The sequence below is a fragment of the Deltaproteobacteria bacterium genome (assembly GCA_016234845.1).
GTDB lineage: Bacteria > Desulfobacterota > Deferrimicrobia > Deferrimicrobiales > Deferrimicrobiaceae > JACRNP01.
This window is the reverse complement of sequence record JACRNP010000019.1, coordinates 1-23,580: the sequence shown is the minus strand read 5'-3', so window position 1 is coordinate 23,580 and position 23,580 is coordinate 1. Positions and strand designations below refer to the sequence as shown.

General features: G+C 66.8%; 21 protein-coding genes and 1 tRNA gene. 18 read left to right on the top strand and 4 right to left on the bottom strand.

Annotated elements, in window-relative coordinates:
• The 16 genes from ispH to HZB86_01695 all read left to right on the top strand — a co-directional run.
• Nucleotides 1-783: 4-hydroxy-3-methylbut-2-enyl diphosphate reductase (gene ispH, locus HZB86_01770; GenBank protein MBI5904275.1), on the top strand; the 783-nt coding region annotated here is incomplete at its 5' end.
• Between the two features lie 51 nt (nucleotides 784-834).
• Entirely contained in the window at nucleotides 835-2,598 is a 1,764-nt protein-coding gene (locus tag HZB86_01765; protein ID MBI5904274.1) for a 30S ribosomal protein S1, read from the top strand.
• A gap of 6 nt (nucleotides 2,599-2,604) precedes the next feature.
• Complete coding sequence (sppA, locus tag HZB86_01760; protein MBI5904273.1) at nucleotides 2,605-3,507, top strand: signal peptide peptidase SppA; 903 nt, start codon at nucleotides 2,605-2,607, stop codon at nucleotides 3,505-3,507.
• An 18-nt stretch (nucleotides 3,508-3,525) separates the two neighbouring features.
• On the top strand, nucleotides 3,526-3,804 hold the full coding sequence (locus HZB86_01755; GenBank protein MBI5904272.1) for an integration host factor subunit beta: 279 nt from the start codon (nucleotides 3,526-3,528) through the stop codon (nucleotides 3,802-3,804).
• A 21-nt stretch (nucleotides 3,805-3,825) separates the two neighbouring features.
• A complete protein-coding gene (locus HZB86_01750) occupies nucleotides 3,826-4,323 on the top strand; it encodes an HIT domain-containing protein (protein MBI5904271.1) in 498 nt (165 codons plus the stop codon).
• Between the two features lie 46 nt (nucleotides 4,324-4,369).
• Complete coding sequence (gene mutS, locus HZB86_01745; protein MBI5904270.1) at nucleotides 4,370-6,961, top strand: DNA mismatch repair protein MutS; 2,592 nt, start codon at nucleotides 4,370-4,372, stop codon at nucleotides 6,959-6,961.
• Nucleotides 6,958-8,253 carry an N-acetylmuramoyl-L-alanine amidase gene (locus HZB86_01740; GenBank protein MBI5904269.1) on the top strand — a complete coding sequence of 432 codons (1,296 nt, stop codon included), beginning with the start codon at nucleotides 6,958-6,960 and terminating at the stop codon, nucleotides 8,251-8,253. The genes mutS and HZB86_01740 overlap by 4 nt, the downstream gene beginning before the upstream one ends.
• Before the next feature lie 2 nt (nucleotides 8,254-8,255).
• Nucleotides 8,256-10,946 (top strand): [protein-PII] uridylyltransferase, encoded by a 2,691-nt coding sequence (gene glnD, locus HZB86_01735; GenBank protein MBI5904268.1) that lies wholly within the window; start codon nucleotides 8,256-8,258, stop codon nucleotides 10,944-10,946.
• Entirely contained in the window at nucleotides 10,943-11,443 is a 501-nt protein-coding gene (locus HZB86_01730; protein MBI5904267.1) for a metallophosphoesterase, read from the top strand. Before glnD ends, HZB86_01730 begins: the two co-directional genes overlap by 4 nt.
• Nucleotides 11,443-12,390, top strand: coding sequence for a site-specific tyrosine recombinase XerD (locus HZB86_01725; GenBank protein MBI5904266.1), 948 nt, complete (start codon nucleotides 11,443-11,445; stop codon nucleotides 12,388-12,390). The genes HZB86_01730 and HZB86_01725 overlap by 1 nt, the downstream gene beginning before the upstream one ends.
• A gap of 61 nt (nucleotides 12,391-12,451) precedes the next feature.
• Entirely contained in the window at nucleotides 12,452-15,100 is a 2,649-nt protein-coding gene (locus HZB86_01720) for a CBS domain-containing protein (protein ID MBI5904265.1), read from the top strand.
• A gap of 29 nt (nucleotides 15,101-15,129) precedes the next feature.
• Nucleotides 15,130-15,828 carry a site-2 protease family protein gene (locus tag HZB86_01715; GenBank protein ID MBI5904264.1) on the top strand — a complete coding sequence of 233 codons (699 nt, stop codon included), beginning with the start codon at nucleotides 15,130-15,132 and terminating at the stop codon, nucleotides 15,826-15,828.
• 51 nt (nucleotides 15,829-15,879) lie between these two features.
• On the top strand, nucleotides 15,880-16,836 hold the full coding sequence (gene trpS, locus HZB86_01710; protein MBI5904263.1) for a tryptophan--tRNA ligase: 957 nt from the start codon (nucleotides 15,880-15,882) through the stop codon (nucleotides 16,834-16,836).
• Nucleotides 16,837-16,876: 40 nt separating this feature from the next.
• Entirely contained in the window at nucleotides 16,877-17,635 is a 759-nt protein-coding gene (locus HZB86_01705) for a segregation/condensation protein A (protein ID MBI5904262.1), read from the top strand.
• Nucleotides 17,595-18,494: an SMC-Scp complex subunit ScpB gene (gene scpB / locus HZB86_01700; protein ID MBI5904261.1), complete on the top strand. Its 900-nt coding sequence runs from the start codon at nucleotides 17,595-17,597 to the stop codon at nucleotides 18,492-18,494. The genes HZB86_01705 and scpB overlap by 41 nt, the downstream gene beginning before the upstream one ends.
• A 22-nt stretch (nucleotides 18,495-18,516) precedes the next feature.
• Nucleotides 18,517-19,488 carry an rRNA pseudouridine synthase gene (locus tag HZB86_01695; protein MBI5904260.1) on the top strand — a complete coding sequence of 324 codons (972 nt, stop codon included), beginning with the start codon at nucleotides 18,517-18,519 and terminating at the stop codon, nucleotides 19,486-19,488.
• A gap of 6 nt (nucleotides 19,489-19,494) precedes the next feature.
• On the opposite strand, the gene HZB86_01690 is transcribed toward HZB86_01695, so the two are convergent.
• The 4 genes from HZB86_01690 to HZB86_01675 are packed head-to-tail and all read right to left on the bottom strand — an operon-like array spanning nucleotide 19,495 to nucleotide 22,688.
• Nucleotides 19,495-19,947 carry a hypothetical protein gene (locus tag HZB86_01690; protein ID MBI5904259.1) on the bottom strand — a complete coding sequence of 151 codons (453 nt, stop codon included), beginning with the start codon at nucleotides 19,945-19,947 and terminating at the stop codon, nucleotides 19,495-19,497.
• A gap of 48 nt (nucleotides 19,948-19,995) precedes the next feature.
• Complete coding sequence (locus tag HZB86_01685; protein MBI5904258.1) at nucleotides 19,996-20,982, bottom strand: NAD(P)H-quinone oxidoreductase; 987 nt, start codon at nucleotides 20,980-20,982, stop codon at nucleotides 19,996-19,998.
• Nucleotides 20,979-21,722, bottom strand: coding sequence for an outer membrane beta-barrel protein (locus HZB86_01680; GenBank protein MBI5904257.1), 744 nt, complete (start codon nucleotides 21,720-21,722; stop codon nucleotides 20,979-20,981). Before HZB86_01680 ends, HZB86_01685 begins: the two co-directional genes overlap by 4 nt.
• Nucleotides 21,723-21,755: 33 nt before the next feature.
• Entirely contained in the window at nucleotides 21,756-22,688 is a 933-nt protein-coding gene (locus HZB86_01675; protein ID MBI5904256.1) for a site-specific integrase, read from the bottom strand.
• Between the two features lie 260 nt (nucleotides 22,689-22,948).
• Between HZB86_01675 and HZB86_01670 the strand changes: the two genes are divergently transcribed.
• Nucleotides 22,949-23,170 (top strand): AbrB/MazE/SpoVT family DNA-binding domain-containing protein, encoded by a 222-nt coding sequence (locus tag HZB86_01670; protein MBI5904255.1) that lies wholly within the window; start codon nucleotides 22,949-22,951, stop codon nucleotides 23,168-23,170.
• 241 nt (nucleotides 23,171-23,411) lie between these two features.
• A tRNA-Met gene (locus HZB86_01665) sits at nucleotides 23,412-23,488 on the top strand.
• Nucleotides 23,489-23,580: the final 92 nt, after the last annotated feature.

Below are 23,580 nucleotides of genomic sequence, written 5' to 3'. Positions count from 1 at the left end.
GGCGGCCCCATCCATTCGCTGGGCCCCATCATCCACAACCCGCAGGCGGTCGAACAGCTCGAGAAAAAAGGGGTGCGCGTCGTCGGGACGGTCGACGAGATCTCCTGCGGGAAGGCGATCATCCGCTCCCACGGCGTCACCCGGTCCGACCGGTCGGCGCTCGAGGGGAAAGGGGTGAAGATCGTCGACGCCACCTGCCCCTTCGTGGCCAAGGCCCAGGACCACGCGCGGACCTTGAGCCGCGAAGGGTACGCGGTCGTGGTGGTCGGGGACCCGAACCACCCCGAGGTGAAGAGCATCATCAGCTACATCGAGAAGGGGGTGCCGGTCTTCAGCTCCCTCGCGGCGCTGCGGGGGGCCAAGGCGGTCCGGAAGGCGGGTATCGTCGCCCAGACGACCCAGTCGTTCGACAACCTGATGACCTTCGTCACCGAGGCGATGAAGCGGTTCACCGAGGTCCGCGTCTTCAACACGATCTGCAACGCCACCACGCTCCGGCAGGAGGAGTCGACCGGGCTGGCGGGCAAGGCGGACGTCCTGTTCGTCCTGGGCGGATACAACAGCGCGAACACGCGGCGGTTGGCGGAGATCTGCCGGGCGATCAATCCCCGGACGCACCACATCGAGACTCCGGAGGAGCTGGGGCCGGAAATGATGGGGGGGGCGTCGATCGCCGGGGTGACCGCCGGGGCGTCGACACCGCAGTGGATCATCGACGGGTTCGTGGAGCGGCTGAAGGCCCATTGGGAGGGGGAAAAAGTGCAGGTATCCTTTTACGAGTAAAGGGTTACGGTGTATATTAGTCAGTCTGGAATCCAACTGGAGGAATACGGAATGGACGAGAAACCAAACAAAACGGACCTCCCGCAGGACCCGCCCGCGGATTCCCCGGGAACCCAGGGGGCGGCGGGGGAGGAGGATTTCGCGAGAATGTTCGCCGCCAGCCTCGAGAGCACCGAGGAGGGTCAGGTCATCCACGGGAAGGTCATCAAGGTTCTCAAGGAATACGTCGCCGTCGACATCAACAAGAAATCCGAGGGGATGCTTCCGCTCGAGGACCTGCCCGAGGAGGAACGGGCGGCCTTCCAGCCGGGCGACCCGATCGAGGTCATGACGGAAGGGTACGACCAGGCCCAGGGGTTCATCCGCCTGTCGCGTTCGAAAGTGGTCAAGATCCGCGTGTGGGACGACCTGCAGAAGGCGTTCGACGAGGGGACGCCGGTCACGGGCGCCATCGTCGCCAAGGTCAAGGGCGGCTACACGGTCGACATCGGGGTGAAGGCGTTCCTCCCCGGCAGCCAGGTGGACCTGCGCCCCGTCCGGGACAACGACCCGGTCATCGGCATCCAGGGGAAGTTCAAGATCCTCAAGTTCTCCCGGAAGAAGGCGAACGTGGTCGTCTCCCGCCGATCGTTCATGGAAGAGGAACGCGACGTCCTGCGCAAAGGGCTCCTGGACCACATCCAGGAGGGGGACACCATCGAGGCGCGGGTGAAGAACATCACCGACTACGGCGTGTTCATGGACCTGGGCGGCCTGGACGGCCTGATGCACGTGACCGACATGAGCTACGGGAAGGTGGGGCACCCGTCGGATGTCTGCAAGGTGGGCGACCTCCTCACGGTGAAGGTCATCCGGTTCGACCGCGAACGCGGGCGGATTTCGCTGGGGCTGAAGCAGACGAAGTCCGATCCCTGGCTCGAGCTCGAGGCTCGGTACCGGCCCGGGCTGCGCGTGAAGGGCAAGGTCACCAACACGACCAAGTACGGCGCGTTCGTGGAGCTCGAGGAGGGGGTCGAGGGGCTCCTCCACATCTCCGAGATGTCGTGGAGCAAGCGGCTGAAGGACCCGTCGGAGGTGATGAAGGCGGGCGACGCGGTCGAGGTGGTCGTCCTCAAGGTCGACAAGGGGAACAAGAAGATCTCCCTCGGCTACAAGCAGCTCCTGGGGAACCCGTGGGACGACCTCAAGTCCCGCCATCCCGAAGGATCGACCGTCGAAGGCACGGTCAAGAACGTGGCCGACTTCGGCGTGTTCGTGGACATCGGCGAGGACATCGACGGCCTGGTCCACGTCTCCGACCTCTCCTGGAACACCCGGGTGAAGAACCCGGGCGAGCTGTTCAAGAAGGGGGACAACGGCGTACGGGCGAAGGTGCTGAAGATCGACCCCGAGTCGCAGAAGTTCTCCCTCGGCGTGAAACATCTGGCGGAGGACCCGTGGGCCGGGATCGAGAAGCGGTTCCGCAAGGGCGACCTCGTGAACGGCAAGGTGACGCGCGTCGCCGATTTCGGCGCCTTCGTCGAGATCGCCGAAGGGATCGAGGGGCTGGTCCACGTGTCCGAGATCTCCCGCGAGAAGGTGGAGAGCCCGGGCGCCGTCCTCAAGGCGGGGGACGAGGTCGGCGCGGTGGTGCTGGGGGTCGACCGGGCGAACCGGAAGGTCTCCCTGAGCATCCGCGGGTACGCCGACGCGCTCGAGCGGAAGGACGCGGAATCGTACCTGGGCAAGCAGTCCGAAACGAACCACGACAACATCGGCGCCCTCGGCGAGGCGCTCCTGGCCAAGATGAAATCCAACGGGGAGCAGGGCGGCTGACCTCCGATGGGTGAAGGGTACCTCACTCCGCCCCCTCCGCGGCGCAGGCCGTTCCTGCGGGGTTGCCTCACGGTCGCGCTGGTCCTGCTGGGCTTTTTCGGCCTTCTCGGCATCATCTCGCGCATGGACGGCGTCCCGCTGGCCCGCGGGGAGAAAGTCGCCGTCGTCCCCCTGTCGGGGCTCATCTCCGAATCCGAGCCGGTCATCGACCACCTGAAGAAGTACGGGAAGGACGATTCGGTGAAGGCGATCGTCCTGCGGATCGACTCTCCGGGCGGCGGCGTGGGCCCATCGCAGGAGATCTACGAGGAAGTGCGGAAGCTCCGGGCCAGGAAGCCGGTCGTGACGAGCATGGGCGCGCTGACCGCCTCCGGCGGCTACTACATCGCCTGCGCCACGCGCACGGTATTCGCCAATCCGGGGACGATGACCGGGTCGATCGGCGTCATCATGCCGTTCATGAACGTGAAGGACCTGGTCGAGAAGATCGGGTTGAAGGGGATGGCGGTGAAGAGCGGCGCCTACAAGGACATGGGATCGCCGCTGCGCGACATGACGCCGCAGGAGCGCGAGCTGCTGCAGGCGGTGGTGGACAACGTCCACATGCAGTTCGTGAACGCGGTCGCCGAGGGGCGCAACCTGAACCGGGAGGACGTGATGAGGATCGCCGACGGGCGGATCTTCACCGGGGAGCAGGCCAAGGCGCTGGGGCTGGTCGACGCGCTGGGGAACCTGGAGGACGCGGTCGCCGAGGCGGGCCGCCTGGGAAAGATCGCCGGCGAGCCGAAGGTGGTCTCCCCCCCGAAGAAGAAGATCTCGTTCATCGATCTGCTGAAAGAGGAGACGCGCACCCTGATCGAAGAGAAACTGTCCGGGAATTCGCTGCGACTGAACTATCTTGCACAATAAACGGGAGGGATCGTGGGAATGACCAAGAGCGACCTGGTGGAGAAGCTGTCGGAGTCGTTGACGAGCCTGACGAAGAAGGAGTGCGAGGTCATCGTCGACACCGTGTTCCACAACATGAAGGACGCGCTCCAGCGCGGGGAGAAGATCGAGATCCGCGGCTTCGGCAGCTTCACGGTCCGGGTCCGCCGGGCCAAGGAAGGTCGCAACCCCAAGACGGGAGAGAAGGTCTCCATCCCCGAGAAGCGGATTCCCTTCTTCAAGGTCGGCAAGGAGCTCCGGGAAATGGTGAACGGCTAGTCGCCAAGGGGGGCGAGGCGCTTGGACCGGATGTTCTCCCCCTGGCGGTTCGAGTACATCCGCCGGGCGGGCGGCGGGGGCCCCGACCGGTGCGTCTTCTGCGCGGAGGAGACGGACCTGTCCGATCCGGAGCGGCTCCTGCTCGGAGTCTATCCGAGCTCCGTCGCCCTGATGAACCGATACCCGTACAACAACGGACACGTCCTCGTCGCGCCCCGCCGGCACGTCTCCGACCTCTGGGCCCTCTCCCCGGAGGAGCTCCGGGAGCTCTTCTCCCTGGTGTCCCTGGGGGGGCGGGTGCTGAAGGAGACGTTCGGCGCGGAGGGGATGAACGTCGGCTTGAACCTGGGGAAGGTGGCGGGCGCGGGGATCGTCGATCACCTCCACGTCCACCTGGTTCCGCGCTGGGGGGGCGACACGAATTTCATGACGTCGGTCCACGAGACGCGCGTGCTTCCCGAGTCGCTGCTGGACACCCGCGGGCGGCTGGCGGAGGCTTTCGGCCTCCTGCGCCCGTAGCCGTTTCGTTGAACCGCGACGGTAATTTCGTCCACCGGTCCCGCCGATGACCCTGCAGCTCACACCCGCCATGCGTCAGTACGTGGAGATCAAGTCCCGATACCGGGACTGCGTCCTCTTCTTCCGGATGGGGGATTTCTACGAGATGTTCTTCGAGGACGCCATCCGCGCCTCCCGCCTCCTCGACATCGCCCTCACCGCGCGGGACCGGGAAGCGAACATCCCGATGTGCGGCGTGCCGCACCACGCGCGCAACGCGTACCTGTCGAAGCTGATCCGGCAGGGGTGCAAGGTGGCCATCTGCGAGCAGATCGAGGAACCGGGGCAGAAGGGGATCTTCCGCCGCGAGGTGACCGAGGTCGTGACCCCGGGGCTGGTCTTCAGCGAGGAGTGCCTGGACTCCCGCGGGAGCAACTTCCTGGCCGCCGTGCGATTCGTCCCGCCGTTCGCCTACGCGGCGCTGGAGGCGACCACCGGCGAGTGCTTCTTCGAGACGTGCGAAACCGAGGAGGCGTTGGCCGACGCGCTGTTCCGGGTCTCTCCCGCGGAGTTCGTGGCGCTGGAGGGGGAGGGGAACCCGGCCACGGCCCGGGGGAAACGGCTCGTCGAGGGGAAGCTGATGACGCTGCTGTCCCCGGCGGTCGCGGGCGCGTTCGTCCCCCCGACGCCGATCGAAGGGATCCCGCCGCCGGACCATCCGGCCGGGGGCGTCGTCCGGGCCGCGCTCCACTACCTCCACCTGCACCAGCCGGCCGCTCTTTCCGAGATCGCGCGGCTTTCGGAGCGCGAGGGGCGGCGGTTCCTCGCGATGGACGAGACCGCGGTGCGGACGCTCGAGATCTTCTCGACCCTCTCGGGGGAGCGCAAGGGGAGCCTCCTGTGGGCGGTGGACCGGACCCGCACGCCGATGGGCGCCCGGGCCCTTCGCGCCTGGCTCGCCGCGCCGCTGCTCGACGTGGCCGGGATCGGCGAGCGGCACGACGCCGTGGGAGAGCTGCTCGAAGCCCAGCCGGTCCGAAAAATCCTGGGGGAGCGCCTCGACGCCATGGGCGACCTCCCCCGGCTGGCGTCGCGGCTGGCGCAGGACCGGTCCGGCCCCCGCGACGTCGGCGCGCTGCGGGACAACCTGCGCCTGCTGCCCGCGCTGTCGGAGGCGCTGGGGAAACCGTACTCCGCGCTCCTTCGGGGGGTGGTCGAGCGGCTGGGAGACCACACGGAGGTCGCGGACCGGATCTCGGATGCGCTGGCCGACGCGCTCCCCGCCGGATACAAGGAGGGGGGCATCTTCCGCCCCGGGCACGACGCCCGCGTGGACGAGCTCTCGCGGCTCCTGACCCACGGAAAGGAGATGCTGTCGGAGATGGAGGCGCGCGAGCGGCAGCGCACCGGCATCTCCACCCTGAAAGTGGGGTACAACCGGGTCTTCGGGTACTACATCGAGGTGTCGCGGGCGCAGCAGGACAAGGCGCCCCCCGATTACATCCGCAAGCAGACGCTGGTCAACGCGGAGCGGTTCATCACCCCGGAGCTCAAGGATTTCGAGTCGCGCGTCTTGCGCGCGCAGGAGGAGCGCAGCGCGCGGGAGGAGGAGCTCTTCCTGGCGCTGCGGGAGTCGCTGAAGGAATCGCTGCCCGGGATCCACCGGGCGGCGGAAGGCGTGGCGGAGCTCGACGCGCTCCTCTCCTTCGCGGAGCTCGCGGCCGCGGGCGGATATTGCCGCCCGAACGTCCACGCGGGGCGGGACATCCTCGTCGAGGGGGGGCGCCACCCGGTCGTGGAGAAGATCCTGGGCCGGCACGCCTTCGTCCCGAACGACTGCCGCCTCTCCCCCGAGGGCGCCCGGCTGGCGATCATCACCGGGCCGAACATGGCCGGCAAGTCCACCTACATCCGGCAGGTAGCGCTGATCGTCCTTCTGGCGCACGCGGGATCGTACGTCCCGGCCGACCGGGCGGAGATCGGCGCGGTGGACCGGATCTTCACCCGCATCGGCGCCTCGGACGATCTTTCCCGCGGCGAGAGCACCTTCATGGTGGAGATGCGCGAGACCGCGCGCATCCTGTCCGGCATCACCGACCGGACCCTGGTGATCCTCGACGAGGTGGGGCGGGGGACGAGCACGTACGACGGCCTGAGCATCGCGTGGGCGGTCGCCGAGCACCTGCACGACGCGCCGGCGAAGCCGAAGGTCCTCTTCGCCACCCACTTCCACGAGCTGACCGACATCGTGACCACCGCGGCCCACGCGAGGAACTTCCACGTGGCGGTCCGCGAGTGGCAGGGGGACATCATCTTCCTCCGGCGGATCGACGAGGGGAGCGCGAGCAAGTCGTACGGCATCCAGGTGGCGCGGCTGGCCGGTTTGCCGCCCTCCGCGATCGAACGCGCCCGCGATATTTTGAAAAACCTCGAGTCCGCCGAGTATAATGAGTTCGGGCTTCCGACGATCTCCGGCGCCCGCGAAGGCCGGAAGGGAACCGACGAGGCCCAGATGCAGCTGTTCGGCCGGCGGGAACGGCGGGAGGAGGATGCCGTGCTCGAGGAGATCCGCCGCTCGGAGCCGGATCGCCTCACGCCGGTGGACGCGCTCATGCGGCTTTCGGCGTGGAAGGAGAGGCTTCGGAAAGGCACACCTTGACGTTCCAAAGTCGACACCTCGTCGCGGCCCTGGTGGCCGTCGGTGTCCTCAGCGCCCCGGTTTTCCGGGCCGCCGCCGCGCCCCCCGCCCCCCCCGTCGTCTCCGACATCCGCGCCTGGACCAGCGAGATCTACACCCGCGTGGCGATCGACACGGGAGAAGAGGTCGCGTGGCAGGCGAACACGCTCCCGGCCGACGCGAAGAATGGGCTTCCTCCCCGGATCTTCATCGACCTCAAGGGCGCCGGGATCCGCCGGGAGATCCTGCGCAAACCGGTCGAGGTGCGCAACGGCCTCCTGCGGCAGGTGCGCGCCGGCCGCTTCAGCAGGGACACCGTCCGCGTGGTGATCGACCTGGAGCGCCCGAGCAGCCACCGGGTGTTCGCCCTCCAGGATCCGTACCGGATCATCGTGGACATCGACGGGGAAGGGGAGATCCCGGTCCCGCCGCCGGAACCCGCGGCGGCGAGCGGACCCCCGCCTCCCGTCCCGGCGTCGGAGAACGCGGCGGAACCTGCGGCGCCGGCCGAGGCCGCTCCGGTCGCAGCGACGGAGGCGCCCCGGAAGGCGGAAAGCCCGCCCGCCCCCTCCGCCAGGCGGCACAAGGTCCGCGTGATGATCGACCCGGGGCACGGCGGGAAGGACCCGGGCGCGATCGGCCCGGGCGGGCTCAAGGAAAAGGACGTGGTGCTCGCCATCGGGCGAATGGTCCGGGAGAAGCTCTCCCGCTCCGGCGAGTACGATGTCCGGATGACCCGGGACGACGACACCTACCTCCCGCTCGAGGAGCGCACGGCGATGGCCAACCACGGCCGCGCCGACCTCTTCGTCTCCCTCCACATCAACGCCAGCCGCAACCGGCGCGCGGAGGGGTTTTCGACCTACGTGCTGTCGCGGGGGGCCGGGAACCGGGAGGACCTCGAGCTCGCCGCGCGCGAAAACGGCGTGCCGGTCGCCAAGCTCACCGGGGTGAAGTTCATCATCGACGACATCTTCACCGGCGCCCGCAAGAACGAGTCGCTCCGCCTCGCCAAGACCGTGAACGACGCGATCGTCCGGCACGTATCGGCCCGCTTCGGCGGGGTGCAGAACCTGGGCCTCAAGCAGGCCCCGTTCTACGTCCTGGTCGGGGCGAGGATGACCGCGGTCCTCGTCGAATCCTCCTTCATCAGCAACGCCCGCGAGGAGGCGCGCCTGCGCGACCCGGCGTACCTGGAGCGGATCGCGGACGGCGTGGCGGAGGCGGTCCGGTACTACGGGCAGAACGGGATCCTCGCCCGTTCCGATTCCTGAAGATGGCTCCTCCCCACCTGCCATCCCTTTCCCCCGAACTCTCCCGGGCGGACGTCTCCGACCGGGAGTTCGTCGGCAGGATGAAGGAGTTCCTCCAGACCACCCACGCCGTCCTGCGCGAGGAGCAGCGGACCTGCCTCTGCGGCGGCATCTCCTCCTGCCGGAAATATTCGGATGCGGTCGACGCGGTCATCTCCGCCCTCTACGACCGCGCACGCGCCCGGTTCTTCGCCGGCGCGCCCGACCTCCAGTACCGCATGGCGGTGGTCGCCGTGGGGGGGTACGGGCGGAACGAGCTGTGCCCGAAATCCGACGTCGACCTGCTGTTCCTGCACCGCTACAAGGTGGACCGGTACGTCGAGTCGATGACCGAATCGATGCTCTACCCCCTGTGGGACCTGGGACTGGAGGTCGGACACAGCGTCCGCAACGTGAAGGAGACGATCCGATTGGGCGCCGCCGACGACTCCATCCGGACCTCCCTCATGGACTTCCGGTTCGTCGCCGGCGACCGGGATCTCCTGGTCGAGTCGTCGAAGGAGCTCGAGCGATTCCTCTACTACAACGGCGGCGACAAATTCATCGACAAGAAGATCGCCGAAATGCGGTCCCGGCACGCCCGGGTGGGGTCCACCGTCTACCTGCTGGAGCCCAACGTCAAGGAGGGGCGCGGCGGCCTGCGCGACCTGCAGACGGCGGTCTGGGCGGCGAGGGTCAAGTACAAGTGCCGGGACCTCGTGGAGCTTCGGCAGAAGGGCGTGATCAACACGCAGTCGGTCGAGGGGCTGCGGCACGTCATGGACTACCTCCTGCGCGTGCGGAACGAGCTCCACTACATCCTCGGGAAGAAGTCGGATGTGCTGACGTTCGAGGCGCAGGAGCAGCTCGCGGAACGGTTCCGGTATCGGCCGCTGGGCGGGAGCCACGCCGTGGAGCGGTTCATGAAGGCGTACTACCTTCACGCCGCGTCCTCGTCGCAGCTGTCCGAGGAGGTCCTCGAGGAGGTGGGGCGGTTCCTCCCGGAGGAGGGCGCGCGCAAGCCGTTCTTCTTCCTCAAGCGGAAACTCGTCGGCGCGGAGGGGATCCTCTACAAGGGAAAGATGCAGATCAAGGATCGCGGCTCGCTGGAGAAGGAACCGATCCGGATCCTCGAATTCTTCCGCTCGATGCAGAGGACCCGCTCGTCGATGTCCCTGCAGGCGAAGCGGACCATCCAGCGGGCGCTCCCCGCCGTGGGGGCGGAGTTCCGGGAGGACCGGCAGGCGGCCCGCCTCTTCCTCGAGATCCTCTCCGACCCGGTCCATCTCCGGGAGACGCTCCTGGCGATGAACGAGAGCCGGTTCCTCGGGAGGTACGTCCCCGAGTTCGCGCCCCTCTACTGCAAGGTGCTGCGCGACGTCTACCACGTCTACACGGCGGACATCCACTCCATCCGGTGCGCCAGCGTCCTGGCCCGGATCGGGACGGCGGAGCACCGGACGCGGGAGGAGGAGGAGTTCCACCGGATCCACTCGACGGTCCGCAACAAGGCGCTGCTCGCCCTGGCGACCCTGTTCCACGACATCGGGAAGGGGAAGGGGCACGGGCACTCCCGGATCGGGGCGGAGATCGTCGCGCACATCGGGAAGCGATGGGACCTTCCGGACGACGACGTCTCGGACCTCGTCTTCCTCGTCGAGCAGCACCTGCTGATGGCGCACGTGTCGCAGCGGCGCGACCTGCACGACATCGAGCTGATCCTGTCCTTCACCGAGACGGTGGGAAGCTCGGCCCGCCTCGACCAGCTCTACCTGCTGACGTACGCGGACATGCGGGAAGTGGGCCCGGAAGTCTGGACCCAGTGGAAGGCGATGCTCCTGGCCGAACTGTACGAAAAGGGGCGCAACGTCCTCGAGCAGGGGGTGCTCAAGCACCCCTTCGAGGAGATGGTCGTGCGGCGCCGGCAGCAGGTGGCCGAGTGGCTCCGGGACGAGCCGGCGGAAACCGTGGCGCGCTTCGTCTCCCGGGTGGACGACCGGTACGTCCTTTCCACGCCGGACGGACGTTTCGTGGACCATTGCCGGTTCCTCGCGCGGTTCGACGGGAGGACGCCCATCGTGGAGACGATCGACGCGCCGGAATCGGGCGTGACGGAGTTCGTCCTCCTGTGCCCCGACCAGCGGGGGATCTTCGCCCGGATCGCCGGGACGCTCTCCGCCAACGGGGTGAACATCCTGAACGCGTCGGTCTCCACGACGATCGACGGGGTGGCGCTCGACACCTTCTACGTGAACCACCGCGGGAAGAGCCTGGCGGGGGACCCGAAGAAGGAGCGGGTGGTCGCGGACCTGTTGCGCGTCCTGCGCGGGGAGGTTTCCGTGGAGGCGCTCCTGGCCGACCCGAAGGTGGGGAAATTCGTCCGGGACAAGGTCCCGAAGTACCGCCCCACGAGAGTCAACTTCGACAACACGGTCTCCTCGCGCTACACGGTCGTGGACATCTTCACCTACGACCGGATCGGGCTGCTCTACGACATCACCAGCACGCTGGCCGGGCTCGGGATCGACATCCACCTCTCGAAAATCTCGACGAAGGCGGACCAGGTGGCGGACGTCTTCTACGTGGTCGACCGGGACGGCCGGAAGATCACGGACCCGGCGCGGCAGGAGGAGACCCGCGCCGCCCTTCTCGCCTCCATCGGGGCGAACGGGTGAAGGCCGGCATTCTCTCCGATTCCCACGACCAGCGCGCCCCCGTCGACGCTGCGCTTGCGCTCTTCCGCGCGGAAGGGGTCGGCGCCGTCCTTCACCTGGGGGATGTCTGCGACCCCGGGATCCTCTCCGGGTACGAGGAGCTGGGGGTCCCGCTCCACGGCGTCTTCGGGAACAACGACCACCGGCGGGACGCGTTCCGCGGCGAATCCCGCTTCGACTTCCGCGAGGGGCCGGTTATCCTGACCGTGTCGGATCGCAAGGTCCTGATGGCGCACTCCTTCGACGAGCTGCGGGGAGAGCTGGGAGGGAGCGGGCGGTTCGACCTCGTCCTGTTCGGACACACCCACCGGCCCATGACGATGCGCGTCGGGCGCGCCCTCGTGCTGAACCCGGGCGAGACGTGCGGCTTCATGAAGGGAAAGCCCACGTGCGCGGTGGTGGACCTCGCGACGATGGAGGCCCGGATCGTGGACATCCCCCTCCCCCCTTCCGGCTGATGGACAACGACGCCCTCGCCGAATCGTTCCTGCTCCATCTTTCCACGGAGCGCCGCCTCTCTCCGAACACGCTCGAATCGTACGGCGCCGACCTGCGCCGCTTCGTCGACTTCCTCGAGGAGAAGGGGATCGACGCCCGGGCGTTTTCGCGATCCGGTTTCCTCGCGTACCTGACCGGCCTCCGCGAAGGGGGGCTGTCGGCCCGCTCGTCGGCGAGGCACGTGTCCACCCTGCGCTCCTTCTACCGGTTCCTCGTCCGGGAGGGTCGCCTGGACGAGGACCCGATCTCGGAGGTCCGCGCGCCGCGGATCGGGCGCCCCCTGCCGAACCTCCTCACGTTCTCCGAGGTGGAACGACTGCTCGCGGCGCCCGACGGCGCCAGGGCGGAGGGAAGACGCGACCGGGCGATCCTGTATCTCATGTACGCCACGGGCCTCCGGGTGTCGGAGATCGTGTCGCTCCGGCTCGAAAACCTCGTGGAGAACCGGGACGATCCCGAGTCGAGCTTCCTGCGCGTCATCGGCAAGGGGAGCAAGGAGCGGATGGTGCCCGTGGCCCCCATCGCGTTCGACGTCCTGCGGGAGTACCTGCGGAACGGCAGGCCCGAGCTGCTGGGAAATCGAAGCAGCAACCACCTCTTCGCGACGCGAAGGGGGCGGAACCTTCCGCCGTCCGTCCGGCGGGGGGGGAGGGACCGCCCGCTGATCACCCGGCAGACCGTGTGGAACCGGATCGCCTTCTGGGCGCGGGAGGCGGGGATCTCCCACAGGATATCCCCCCACGCGCTTCGCCACTCCTTCGCCAGCCACCTGCTGGAGCGGGGAGCGGACCTGCGCGTCGTCCAGGTGCTGCTGGGCCACGCCGACATCGCCACCACGCAGATCTACACCCACGTCACCTCCGAGCGCCTTCGGGACATCCACCGCAAGCACCACCCCCGCGGCTGACCGGTGGGCCGCGGGATCACCTCCCCGCCCTTTTTCCCCGCGATTCCCGTAAGATAAAGGCGTGGAAGTCATCACGACCCATGTCGGCGCCGACTTCGACACGATCGCGTCGATGCTGGCGGCGCACAAGCTGTACCCCGGCGCGGTCTGCGTCCTTCCCGGGTCGCAGGAGGAGTCGGTCAAGGGGTTCCTCGTCCAGTCGGCGTTCTACACCCTCCCGATGCGCAAGCCGCGCGAGATCGACCTCGACAAGGTGTCCCGCCTGATCCTCGTCGACATCCGGAACAGCTCGCGGATCGGCGTCTTCGGCGACCTGGTGGGGAAGCCCGGGGTGGAGGTGCACGTATACGACCACCACCCGGACGAGACATCCGACCTTACGGGCGCCGGGGAGGTCATCCGGCCGGTCGGCTCCACCACGACCATCCTCGTCCAGCTGCTCCAGGAGCGGGGAATCCCGATCTCCGCGGACGAAGCCACCGTGATGATGCTGGGGATCTACGAGGACACCGGGTCGCTCATCTTCCCCTCCACGACGGTGGACGACTACCTGGCGGCCGCGCACCTGCTCGCCTGCGGGGCGAAGCTTTCGCTGGTCTCGGACATCCTGGCGCGCGATCTGACCTCCGAGCAGATCTCCCTGCTCTACGACCTGATCCAGGGGTCGCACTCCTACACGATCCACGGGGTGGAGGTGGTGATCGCGGAGGCGCGCCGCGAGGAGTACGTGGGCGACCTGGCGCTGCTGGTCCACAAGTTGCGGGACATGGAGGCGGTGAACGTCCTCTTCGTCCTGTGCCAGATGGGCGACCGGGTGGTTATGGTGGGGCGCAGCCGCAAGCCGGAGGTGGACGCGGGGGCCGTGATGCGCGAGTTCGGCGGCGGCGGCCACCCGTACGCCGCGTCGGCCTCCGTCAAGGACGCCACGATCTTCCAGGTCCGGGAGCGGGTGCTCCGCGTGCTGGCCGAGAGAGTCATCCCGTATCGCACCGCGGCGGACCTGATGGTTTCCCCTCCGCGCACCGTCGACGCCGCCAGCACGATCCACGACGTCCACCGGGTGCTCGCGCGCTCCGGCATCAACGCCGTTCCCGTGGTCCGCGGGTCCGAAGTGGTGGGGATCCTCACCCGGCAGGTGGTGGAGAAGGCCGCCTACCACGGGCTGGGGGAGGAGACGGCGGCGGAGTACATGAACGGCGACTTCGAGGTGGTCGCCCCGGACGCCGGGATCGAGCGGATCCAGGAGGTGATCATCGGGAAGAACCAGCGCCTGGTCCCGGTCGTGGACGGGAAGGAGCTGGTCGGCATCATCACGCGGACCGGCCTGCTCCGGTTCCTCTACGACGTCCGGGACGTCGAGCACCCGGATACCGAGGAGGACGTCCCGTCCGAGGGCGCGATGGCGCGGCCCAAGAGCGTGGCGCACCTGATGCGGGAACGGCTCCCGGACCGGGTGATGGCGCTCCTCCGGTCCGCCGGGGAGTGCGCCGCCGCGCTGGGGATGCGGGCGTACGCGGTCGGCGGGTTCGCCCGCGACCTGGTGATGCGGACGGAAAACCTCGACCTGGACCTCGTGGTGGAGGGGGACGGCATCCTGTTCGCGGAGACGTTCGGGAAGGAGGAGGGTGCGCGGGTGCGGCCGCACCACAAGTTCGGCACCGCCGTGCTCGTCTTTCCCGACGGATTCAAGGTGGACGTGGCGTCCGCCCGGGTCGAGTATTACCTGGAGCCGGCCGCGCTCCCCACGGTGGAGTACAGCTCCCTGAAGCAGGACATGTACCGCCGCGACTTCACCGTCAACACGCTCGCGGTGCGCCTCTCCCCGGGCGGATTCGGCGAGCTGATCGACTTCTTCGGCGCCCAGAGGGACATCAAGGAGCGGGTCATCCGGGTCCTCCATTCGCTCTCGTTCGTCGAGGACCCCACGCGGATCCTCCGGGCGATGCGGTTCGAGCGGCGGTTCGGGTTCGCCATCAGCCGCCACACGTTGAACCTGATCCGCAACGCGGTGCGGCTGGACCTCATCGGACGGCTGCCGAAGCCGCGCCTGTTCGGCGAGTTGGAGTTGATCCTCGACGAGGAGGACCCGGTGTCGATCCTGCGGCGCCTGGCGGAGCTCGGGATCGGGCCGTCGATCCACCCGGCCCTCACGCTGGACAAGGGGCAGATGTCCCTCCTGGAGGAAACGCAGGAGGTGCTGGGGTGGTTCTCCCTCCTGTTCCTGGAGGAGAAGGTGGAGAAGGGGGCGGTCCTGCTCCTTTCGCTCCTGGACCCGCTGCCGCCGGCCGAGGGAAAGGCGCTGGCCCGGGACCTGGGGGTGCGGTCCCGGGTACGGGAGTGGGTCCGCGTGTGCAAGGACGAGGGCTTGAGCGTCTCCCAGCGGTTGATCTCGACGCCGTCGATCTCCCGGAAGACGATCCACGACATCCTGTCGCCTCTCCCCAACGAGGTGATCCTTTACCTGATGGCCCGCTCGAAACACCCCGATATAAAACGATATATCTCCCTGTACTTTACGCAACTGAAAAGCGTCCGACTGCAGGTCAAGGGCCAGGATCTCCTGGAGATGGGGTACCCTTCCGGTCCGATGTACAAGGAGATCTTCGACGCCGTCCTCGAGCGGAAATTCGCCGGCGAGCTCCGCAGCAGGGCCGAGGAGATCGCATTCGTCCTCTCGCGCTTCCCACGACCGGATTCGGTGGTAAAATAACCGCTTCCCGACCGGAGAGGACGAAAATATTGCCCGACATATCGCAGTTCCTGCACAAGTTGTCCATCTACGCCATCCCGGTCGTCCTCGCGATCACCTTCCACGAGGCGGCGCACGGGTGGGTCGCGTTCAAGAAGGGCGACCCGACCGCCAAGATGCTGGGGCGGGTGACGCTCAACCCGATCCCGCACATCGATCCGTTCGGGACGATCCTCATCCCCGGCATGATGCTGCTGCTGGGCACCGGCATGATCTTCGGGTGGGCGCGGCCGGTGCCGGTGAATTTCCGGCTGCTCCACGACCAGAAGCGCGACCCGATCTACGTTGCCGTAGCCGGGGTGGCGACCAACCTCGCGCTGGCGGCCGTTTCGGGCATCCTCTTCCGGATCCTGACCGCTCTCGACCCGGCGCTGTTGCTCCAGGCGATGACGCACGGCACCGCCCCCCTGGCCGACTCGACCGCGCGGATGGTCACCGTCCCCTTGAGCCTCATGTGCGTGGTGTCGGTCCAGTTCAACTGCCTGCTGGCGATGTTCAACCTGATCCCGGTCCCGCCGCTGGACGGCGGCCGGATCGCCGTGGGGCTGCTTCCGCCGCGTCCGTCCATGGCACTCGCCTCCGTCGAGCGGTACGGCACGATGATCGTTCTCCTGCTTCTCATGTTCGGCCCCGTTGGTATAATCTGGCGGATCGTCGACACGCTGTCGTCGTTCATCCTGGGCGGCTGACCCATCACGCGAGGAAGGGGATAGGCGTTGCGGAAACGGGTATTGAGCGGAATGCGGCCGAGCGGCAAGCTGCACCTCGGGCACTACATCGGGGTGCTGGTGAACTGGAAGAAGCTCCAGGAGGAGTACGACTGCTTCTTCTTCGCCGCCGACTGGCACGCGCTGACCACCGAGTACGACCGCACGGAGATCATCCGCGAGAGCATCGACGACATGATCATCGACTGGATAGCGTCCGGGATCGATCCGCGGAAGGCGACGCTGTTCACCCAGAGCCATGTAATCGAGCACGCGGAGCTGCACCTGCTCCTGTCCATGATCACTCCGCTGTCGTGGCTGGAGCGCAACCCCACCTATAAGGAGCAGCTCCGGGAGCAGACCACGCGCGACCTGCACACGTACGGCTTCCTCGGCTACCCCGTCCTGCAGGCGGCCGACATCCTCATGTACGACGCCTCCCTGGTCCCGGTCGGCATCGACCAGGTGCCGCACCTGGAGCTCACCCGGGAGATCGCCCGCCGGTTCAACTTCCTCTACCGGGAGTCGTTCGTCATCCCCGAGGCGTACCTGACCGAGACGCCCAAGCTCCTGGGCACCGACAACCGGAAGATGAGCAAGAGCTTCGGGAACGCGATCCTTCTCTCCGACACGGCGGAGGAGGTGTGGAACAAGGTGAAGCCGATGGTCACCGACCCGGCCCGCCAGCGGCGCACCGACCGCGGGAACCCGGAGATCTGCAACGTTTTCTCCTACCACAAGATCTTCTCCGACGAGGACACCGTCGCCCGGGTGGACCGGGGGTGCCGCACCGCCGGAATCGGCTGCATCGAGTGCAAGAAGTGGATGTACGAGGGGATGGAGAAGGTCCTTTCGCCCGTCCGCGAGGAGCGCAGGAGGATCGTGGAGAGCGGCGTGTCCGTCCGGGAGATCCTCGACGAGGGGACCGCGAGAGCCAAGGTCGTGTCCGCCGCCAAGATGACGGAGGTCCGCGACGCTGTCCGGATCTGAGGAAAAGCCCGACGCCGGCCCGGCGAGCCCCGTCGAGTCGATGCCGCTGCGCCTCGAGGTTTTCGAGGGGCCGCTCGACCTCCTGCTGCACCTGGTCCGCGACCAGAAGCTCGACATCGAGAACATCCCCATCGCGAAGATCACCGAGCAGTACCTCGCCTACCTCGACGTGCTGAAGACGCTGAACCTCGACGTGGCGGGCGAGTTCCTGGTGATGGCCGCGACGCTCATCCACATCAAGTCGAAGTCGCTCCTGCCGCGGCACGAGGACGATGCGCCGGAGGAGGAGGACCCCGAGGTGATGGCCGCGGAGCTTTCCCGCCGGCTCATCGAGTACGAGCGGTTCAAGGAGGCGGCCGCCCGCCTGGGCGATCGGCCGGTGCTGGGGCGGGACGTGTTCGTCCGCGATTTCCTGGGCGAGGAGCTGCCGGAGGAGGAGATCGTCATCACGGAGCTGTCGCTGGCGGACCTCATCACCGCCTTCAAGGACGTCCTCGCCCGCATGCCGGAGGGCGACGCCCACGAGGTCTTCGTCGAACGGATCACCATCGCCGACGCCATCAACTACATCCTCGACCGGATCCGGGAAGAGGGGTCCGTCAAGTTCGAGAGCATCGTCGCGCACTGCGAGTCGCGCAACGAGATCGTGTCCTTTTTCCTGGGCATCCTGGAGCTCGTCCGCCTCAAGACGATCCGGTTGTACCAGGCCATCCCGCTGGGGATGATCAGCATCGTACCCGCCGTACGGGAGAGCGAGAATGGACGAGAACCGGAACACGACGCCACCGACATCGACTGAAACCGCGGCTGCGGATCCGCCGCGGGCGGAGCCGATCACCGTCGACGAGCTTCTTTCGGCCGACGCGGGGGAACCCGAGACCGGCGCGGCGGGAGCGGACCTACCCCACGCCGCCTCGATCCTGGAGAGCCTGCTCCTGGTTTCCGCGGAGCCGATCCCGATCGACAAGGCCCGGAAACTTCTGGGGAACCTGTCCCGCGCCCAGCTCCGGGAGGTGCACGACATCCTTCGGGCGAAGTACCCGGCGGAGTCGTCCGGCATCCTGCTGGAGGAGGTCGCCAAGGGGCTCCAGTTCCGCACGAACCCGGCGAACCAGGAGCACGTCCGCAAGCTGTTCGACGTGAGACCCCCCCGATTTTCCCGCGCCGCGCTCGAGACGCTGGCGATCATCGCCTACAAGCAGCCGCTGACCCGCCAGGAAGTGGAGCAGATCCGCGGCGTGGACTGCGCAGGGTCTCTGAAGACCCTGATGGAGCGCCGACTGGTGCGGGTGACGGGGAAGAAGGACGTCCCCGGGAAGCCGTTCCTGTTCGGCACGACGCGCGAGTTCATGGAGATCTTCAGCATCGGGTCGCTCTCCGACCTGCCGTCGATGCGGGAGATCGAGGAGTTCCTGGCATCGTCCTCCGCCACCCCGGTGGAAGGCGCCCGGCCGGCGGCCCACCTGCCCGCGATCCCGGACGGGGCGGTCGACCAGGGGGGCGACGAGCTCGCCGCGAGCCTCGCCGAGGCGGCCCCTTCGGGTGACGCCCCCGTCGCCGCGGAGGGACGGATCCCCGGGGACGTCACCGAGGCCGACCTGGCCGAAGCCGCATCGAAGGAAGCGGGGGAGACGGGCGAAACCCCCAATGGCGATTGAGAGATTAAACCGGTACATCTCCATGGCCGCCGGCGTCTCCCGCCGCGTGGCCGACGAGATGGTCCGCAACGGCCGGGTGACCATCGGCGGTTCGGCTGTGATCGACCCCGGCACGCTGTGGGACCCGTCCACGCAGGAGGTGCGGCTCGACGGGCGCACCCTGGTTCCGGTCCGGGAAGAGAAGATCTACATCATGCTGTACAAGCCCGACAACGTGGTCACCTCGATGAAGGACCGGGAGGGTCGCAAGACCGCCCCGGCGCTGATCGGCGAGCTGTCCACCCGCGTCTTTCCCGTAGGCCGCCTCGACTTCCACACCACGGGGCTGCTTCTGCTGACCAACGACGGCGAGTTCGCCTACCGCCTCACGCACCCGCGTTTCGGCGTGGAGAAGACGTACGTCGCCAAGCTGATGAGCGTCCCCCGGCCGTCGGATCTCAACGTCCTGCGACGGGGCCTGCCGATCGAAGGGAAGATGACCAACCCCGCGCAGGTGAACTTCCTGGAGAAGAAGGGCGGCAAGGCGTGGGTTTCCCTCACGATCGCGGAAGGGCGGTACCACCAGGTCCGGAAGATGTTCGATGCCATCGGGCACCGGGTGACCAAGCTTCGCCGCGCGGCCATCGGGCCCCTGGAGCTCACCGGTCTCGAGCCGGGGGAGTGGCGGTACCTGACGGCGAAGGAGGTCCGGGAGTTGAACGAATACATGGACCGCCGCGTTGTCGAGTCCGCGGAAAAAGGGCCGCCGCCCGACGTCCCTCGACACGAAAAGCGGGTCGAGACGCCGGCGGACCGGGCCAGGCGAAGGATCGTGAAGCAGGCGATCGCCCAGGCGGCACGGAAGAAAGCGGACGACAGGGAGAAGGCGGCGAAGGAGGCGCGGGACGCCGAGCGGAAAGGCCCCCGCCAGCCCAAACCCTCATGGAAACGCGGATCGAAAGCATCCGGGAAACGGTCGTTCCCCCGCACGAAGGGGAAGTTCGGAAAGCGGTAGCCCCCGTCAGTATCCTTCGTGGCAGTCCGTGCAGAGCTTCGACCAATCGATCGATTTCCCGTCGATCTTCACGATCCGCACCATCATGTACGAAGGCCCGTCCGGCTTGGTGTGCAGATGGCAGGTGTTGCACGTGATGAAGCCGTTGTGCAGCGGAAGGGACTTCGGACGGCGGAACAATTTCCGGTCCCACCGGTCGATGTTGCTCGGGTGGTTTTTTCCGTGCAGCGACCCCGGCTTGCAGCACGTCTTCTCGTGGCAGACGTGGCAGGTGTCGTCGATGGTGTCCTTCAGGAGGAAGTAGTCTCCTGCGCGGCCTTCGGCCTCGGTGGGAACCTTGGTGTGGCAGCTTCCGCACGGTTCGGGCTTTACATGGGGATTCAGCACACCGTGTGAGTCGCGGAAGGAGATCGTCAACAGGACCGCGACGACGAACAGGCACGCCAGCGCGTAGCGCATCGTACTCCTCCCACGGCCGGAAATACCGAACATCTTACTCCCCCGACGCTATCCCGTCACCCGCAGGACGATCTTCCCGACGTTGGCGTTCGACTCCATCCGCAGGTGGGCCTTCCCCACCTCCGTCCAATCGAAGACGGAATCGACGACCGGTACAAGCCTTCCATCGGCGAACCGGGGGGTGGCGAACTCCGAGAATGCGCGGGTGAGCGCGATCTTCCGCGCCGTGTCCATCGATCGAAGCCCCGCCCCCGCGACCGTCAGCCGCTTCGACATGAGCGTCCGTAAACTGAACTTCTCCACCTCGGCGCCGCCGAGCGTCCCGATCACGGCCATCCTCCCGTTAACTCCCAGGGATTGCAGGTTCTGCTCGAAGAACGGCGCTCCCACGAAATCCAGCACGATGTCGACTCCGCGCCCCCCGGTCTTCTCCGCGACCCACGGGGCGAACGGCCCGTCCTTGTAGTTCCAACCCGCGCGGGCGCCCAGCGCGACGCACCGGGCGATCTTTTCGGGGGATCCCGCGGTGACGAGGGAGCTTCCCCCCGCTTCTTTGACCAGCTGGATCGCCGCGGTCCCGACTCCGCTTGCCCCCGCGTGGATCAGCACGGTATGCCCGGCGCTCAGCCCGCACACGTCGAACAGGTTCCGGTACGCCGTCAGGAACACTTCGGGGATCGCCGCCGCCTGCTCGAAGGAGAGGTTATCCGGGATCCGCATCGCGAGGCCCGCGGGGATGGCGACCCGCTCCGCGTACCCGCCTCCCGGCAGCAGCGCGCAGACCCGGTCTCCGGCCTTCCAGCCGCGACACGCGGGGCCGACCGAGGCGACCTCCCCGGCCATCTCGAGCCCGAGGATGTCGGGCACCCCCTTCGGAGGAGGGTGCTTCCCGCGCCGCTGGAGCAGGTCGGCGCGGTTGAGCGCAGTTGCGCGGATCCGCACCAGGATCTCATCGTCCCCCATGACGGGATCCGGGTGTTCGCCGATGTGGAGGTGTTCGACGCCCCCAAGCCCGCTCATCAGCACTGCCTTCACAGGTTCGCCTCTTTTTTCGGGGCTTCCGTCCCGAACCGGTGCGAGATTCCGAACAGGACGCGGTCGGCCCGGACCGTGGAATCCACCCTTCCGTTCGCCGTCGGAAAGAGGAACGAGTTCGTCGTGTCGTATCCCACGTCGAAGCTCGTGTACCGGTATTCGCCGAAGAACGCGAGGCGCTTCGTCGGCTGCCACGCGAGCCCCGCGGCCAGGTACGGACCGAAAACCTTGTTCACGGTGTTGGCGGCGTACGGCATGGGCCAGCTCAGCTGGTAGGAGTCCCCACCCATCCCGTCGAGCCGGAACTTGACGTCGGCGATGTAGAACGAAACGCCGGCAATGGCGTACGGCTGAAGCCGTCCCCCGGGGCGGTCCGGAGTCCGGAACAGCGGAGCCCGGAGGGCGAGAAGGATGGACATCGGGAATGTGGTGATCTCCACCCCGGGCGCGTCGGCATGCGCGTACCCGAAGTCGATGCCCAAGCCGGCGTAGTCGTACTTCGGGAGCCACGCGCCGATACGGACCCCGAACTCGGTGGGGGAGGGGAGGTCGATCGTGGCCGCCGCGGAGGTAGTTCCCGAGGACCGGGTCTCGGAGACGCTCGTGTCCGCTCTCCAGTTTCCGGCCGTTCCGAGATACAGCTCCGCGAATCCTTCCGCCCGTGCGTTCGTCCGCCCGGCGACGAGAAGAAGGAAGAACAGGCCAGAAATCGCCATCAAGGAGTGGTTCCGCGCGGTCACCGATCGCCTCCCGGTTCGTGTTCGATGGAGGTACTATAACCGACCGGAGTCGCTTCCGTCCTTCCCGATGGCCGGTTTCCCCGCCTCCTTGAGACCCTCCAGGAACCTTCCCCCGTCCTTCCGGGATCTGTTCCGGACGAACTTCCCGTAATGTTTGAATATCATGTCCAGGCTTGTGTGTCCCAGCATGCGCGCCACCCATAGCGGATCCTCGCCGTGGCCGAGCATGAGCGACGCGAAGGTATGGCGGGTCTGGTACATCGTGCGCCTGCGCAACCCGGCCGCGGCGATCGCCGGATACCAGACCCGTTTCCGAAGGTTGTTCACTTCGAGAGGCCTGCCGGTCTTCCCGGGAAATACGTACGTCGTTCCTGGCGAAGCCTCCAGTCGCACCGTGATGCAGCGCATCTCGAAATCCACGGTGTGCCATTTCAGCGCGATCATCTCGTTGGGCCGCATCCCGGTCAGGAACGCGGTCGTGAAATACGCTTCGTAACGGGGATCGACGCGCTCCAGGAGAAGATTCATTTCCCGGAAGGAGAACGGATCGATGAACGGCTTGATTTCCTTGAGCCGGCGGATGTTCCCGGATGGGGATTCATCGATTTCCCCGCGCCGGCTGGCGTCATTGAACAGGCACTTCAGCGGAACCATGATGTTGTTCTTCCGCTTCGCGGAGATGTCCGGGAGGCTGCCGAGGAACTCTTCCACGTCGCGACTTGTCACCCGGCACAACGGCGCGTTCCCGAAGTGGGGGAGGACATATTTATTCCAGATCGAACGGTAATCGCCGTAGGTCGACTTGGCGATGGTCGCCTTCTTCTTCTCCAGCCAGGCCGACGCGTAAACGGAAAAGGGGGTGCTGTCACCCTCGGAGATCTCAAGATGCTCCCGCCTTGCGATCTTGACCAGCAGATCCTTGATGGAATCCGTTTTTCCTCGTTGATGGACACCCACAGCCGTCACCCTCCAGATTTCGGACCTGGTCAAACCAGGAAGAGACCAGAATCCGATCCGCCCGAATCCGAGCCCCTATATTTGAGGTCACAAATTGTGACCTCAAATCGGTGAAATCCCCGTTCGTCTGTCGAAACACGAACTATTTTGGGTTCAATTGCTGTGCCGGAATCGAAAACCATGGAGTGTGTCGCGTGGGTCGACGAATATTGTCAGGTGTACTACTATTTTCAAGGTGTAGAACGAATCAGCGGAAAGGTTGGATAACCGTGGGAACCGTCAGGACGCTGTCGAAAGGGCAGATCGTCATCCCCGCCGGGCTCCGGAAGAAATTCCGCATCGAGCCGGGGACCGAAATGCAGATCATGGAGTACGGCGGGATCCTATGCCTCATCCCCCCGGTGGATGATCCGGTACGCGCGGCCTGCGGCGCTCTTCCCGCCGAACCTTCCCTCGGGAATGCGCTTCTCTTGGATCGGGAGATTTGGTGATGACGATCAGGACCGAACATGCCGGCGCAAAGAATGGCGGCGGGTATTGGGGTAAACGGGCTGAAGCAAAGCGTCGCTCCAGGCGGCTTCGGCGAAAGGAAGATCGAAAGTCAATTCGCGGCGGGATTTACGAGAGTGGGGGGCTGGGAGAGGATCGCGCGATTACACCTGTCTGCCCTCCTGTGTTGATAAACCGAGGTTGACACAGTGGCGGACGAGGGGTATATTTAGCAATTCATGACGCGGGGTGGAGCAGTCCGGTAGCTCGTCGGGCTCATAACCCGAAGGTCCCAGGTTCAAATCCTGGCCCCGCTACCAAATAAATCAGGGGGTGGCGGTTTCCGCAGCCCCTTTTTTTGCGCCCGGAAAGCCGCCTGTGTCCAAACTGTGTCCAAAATCCTTCGATGGGG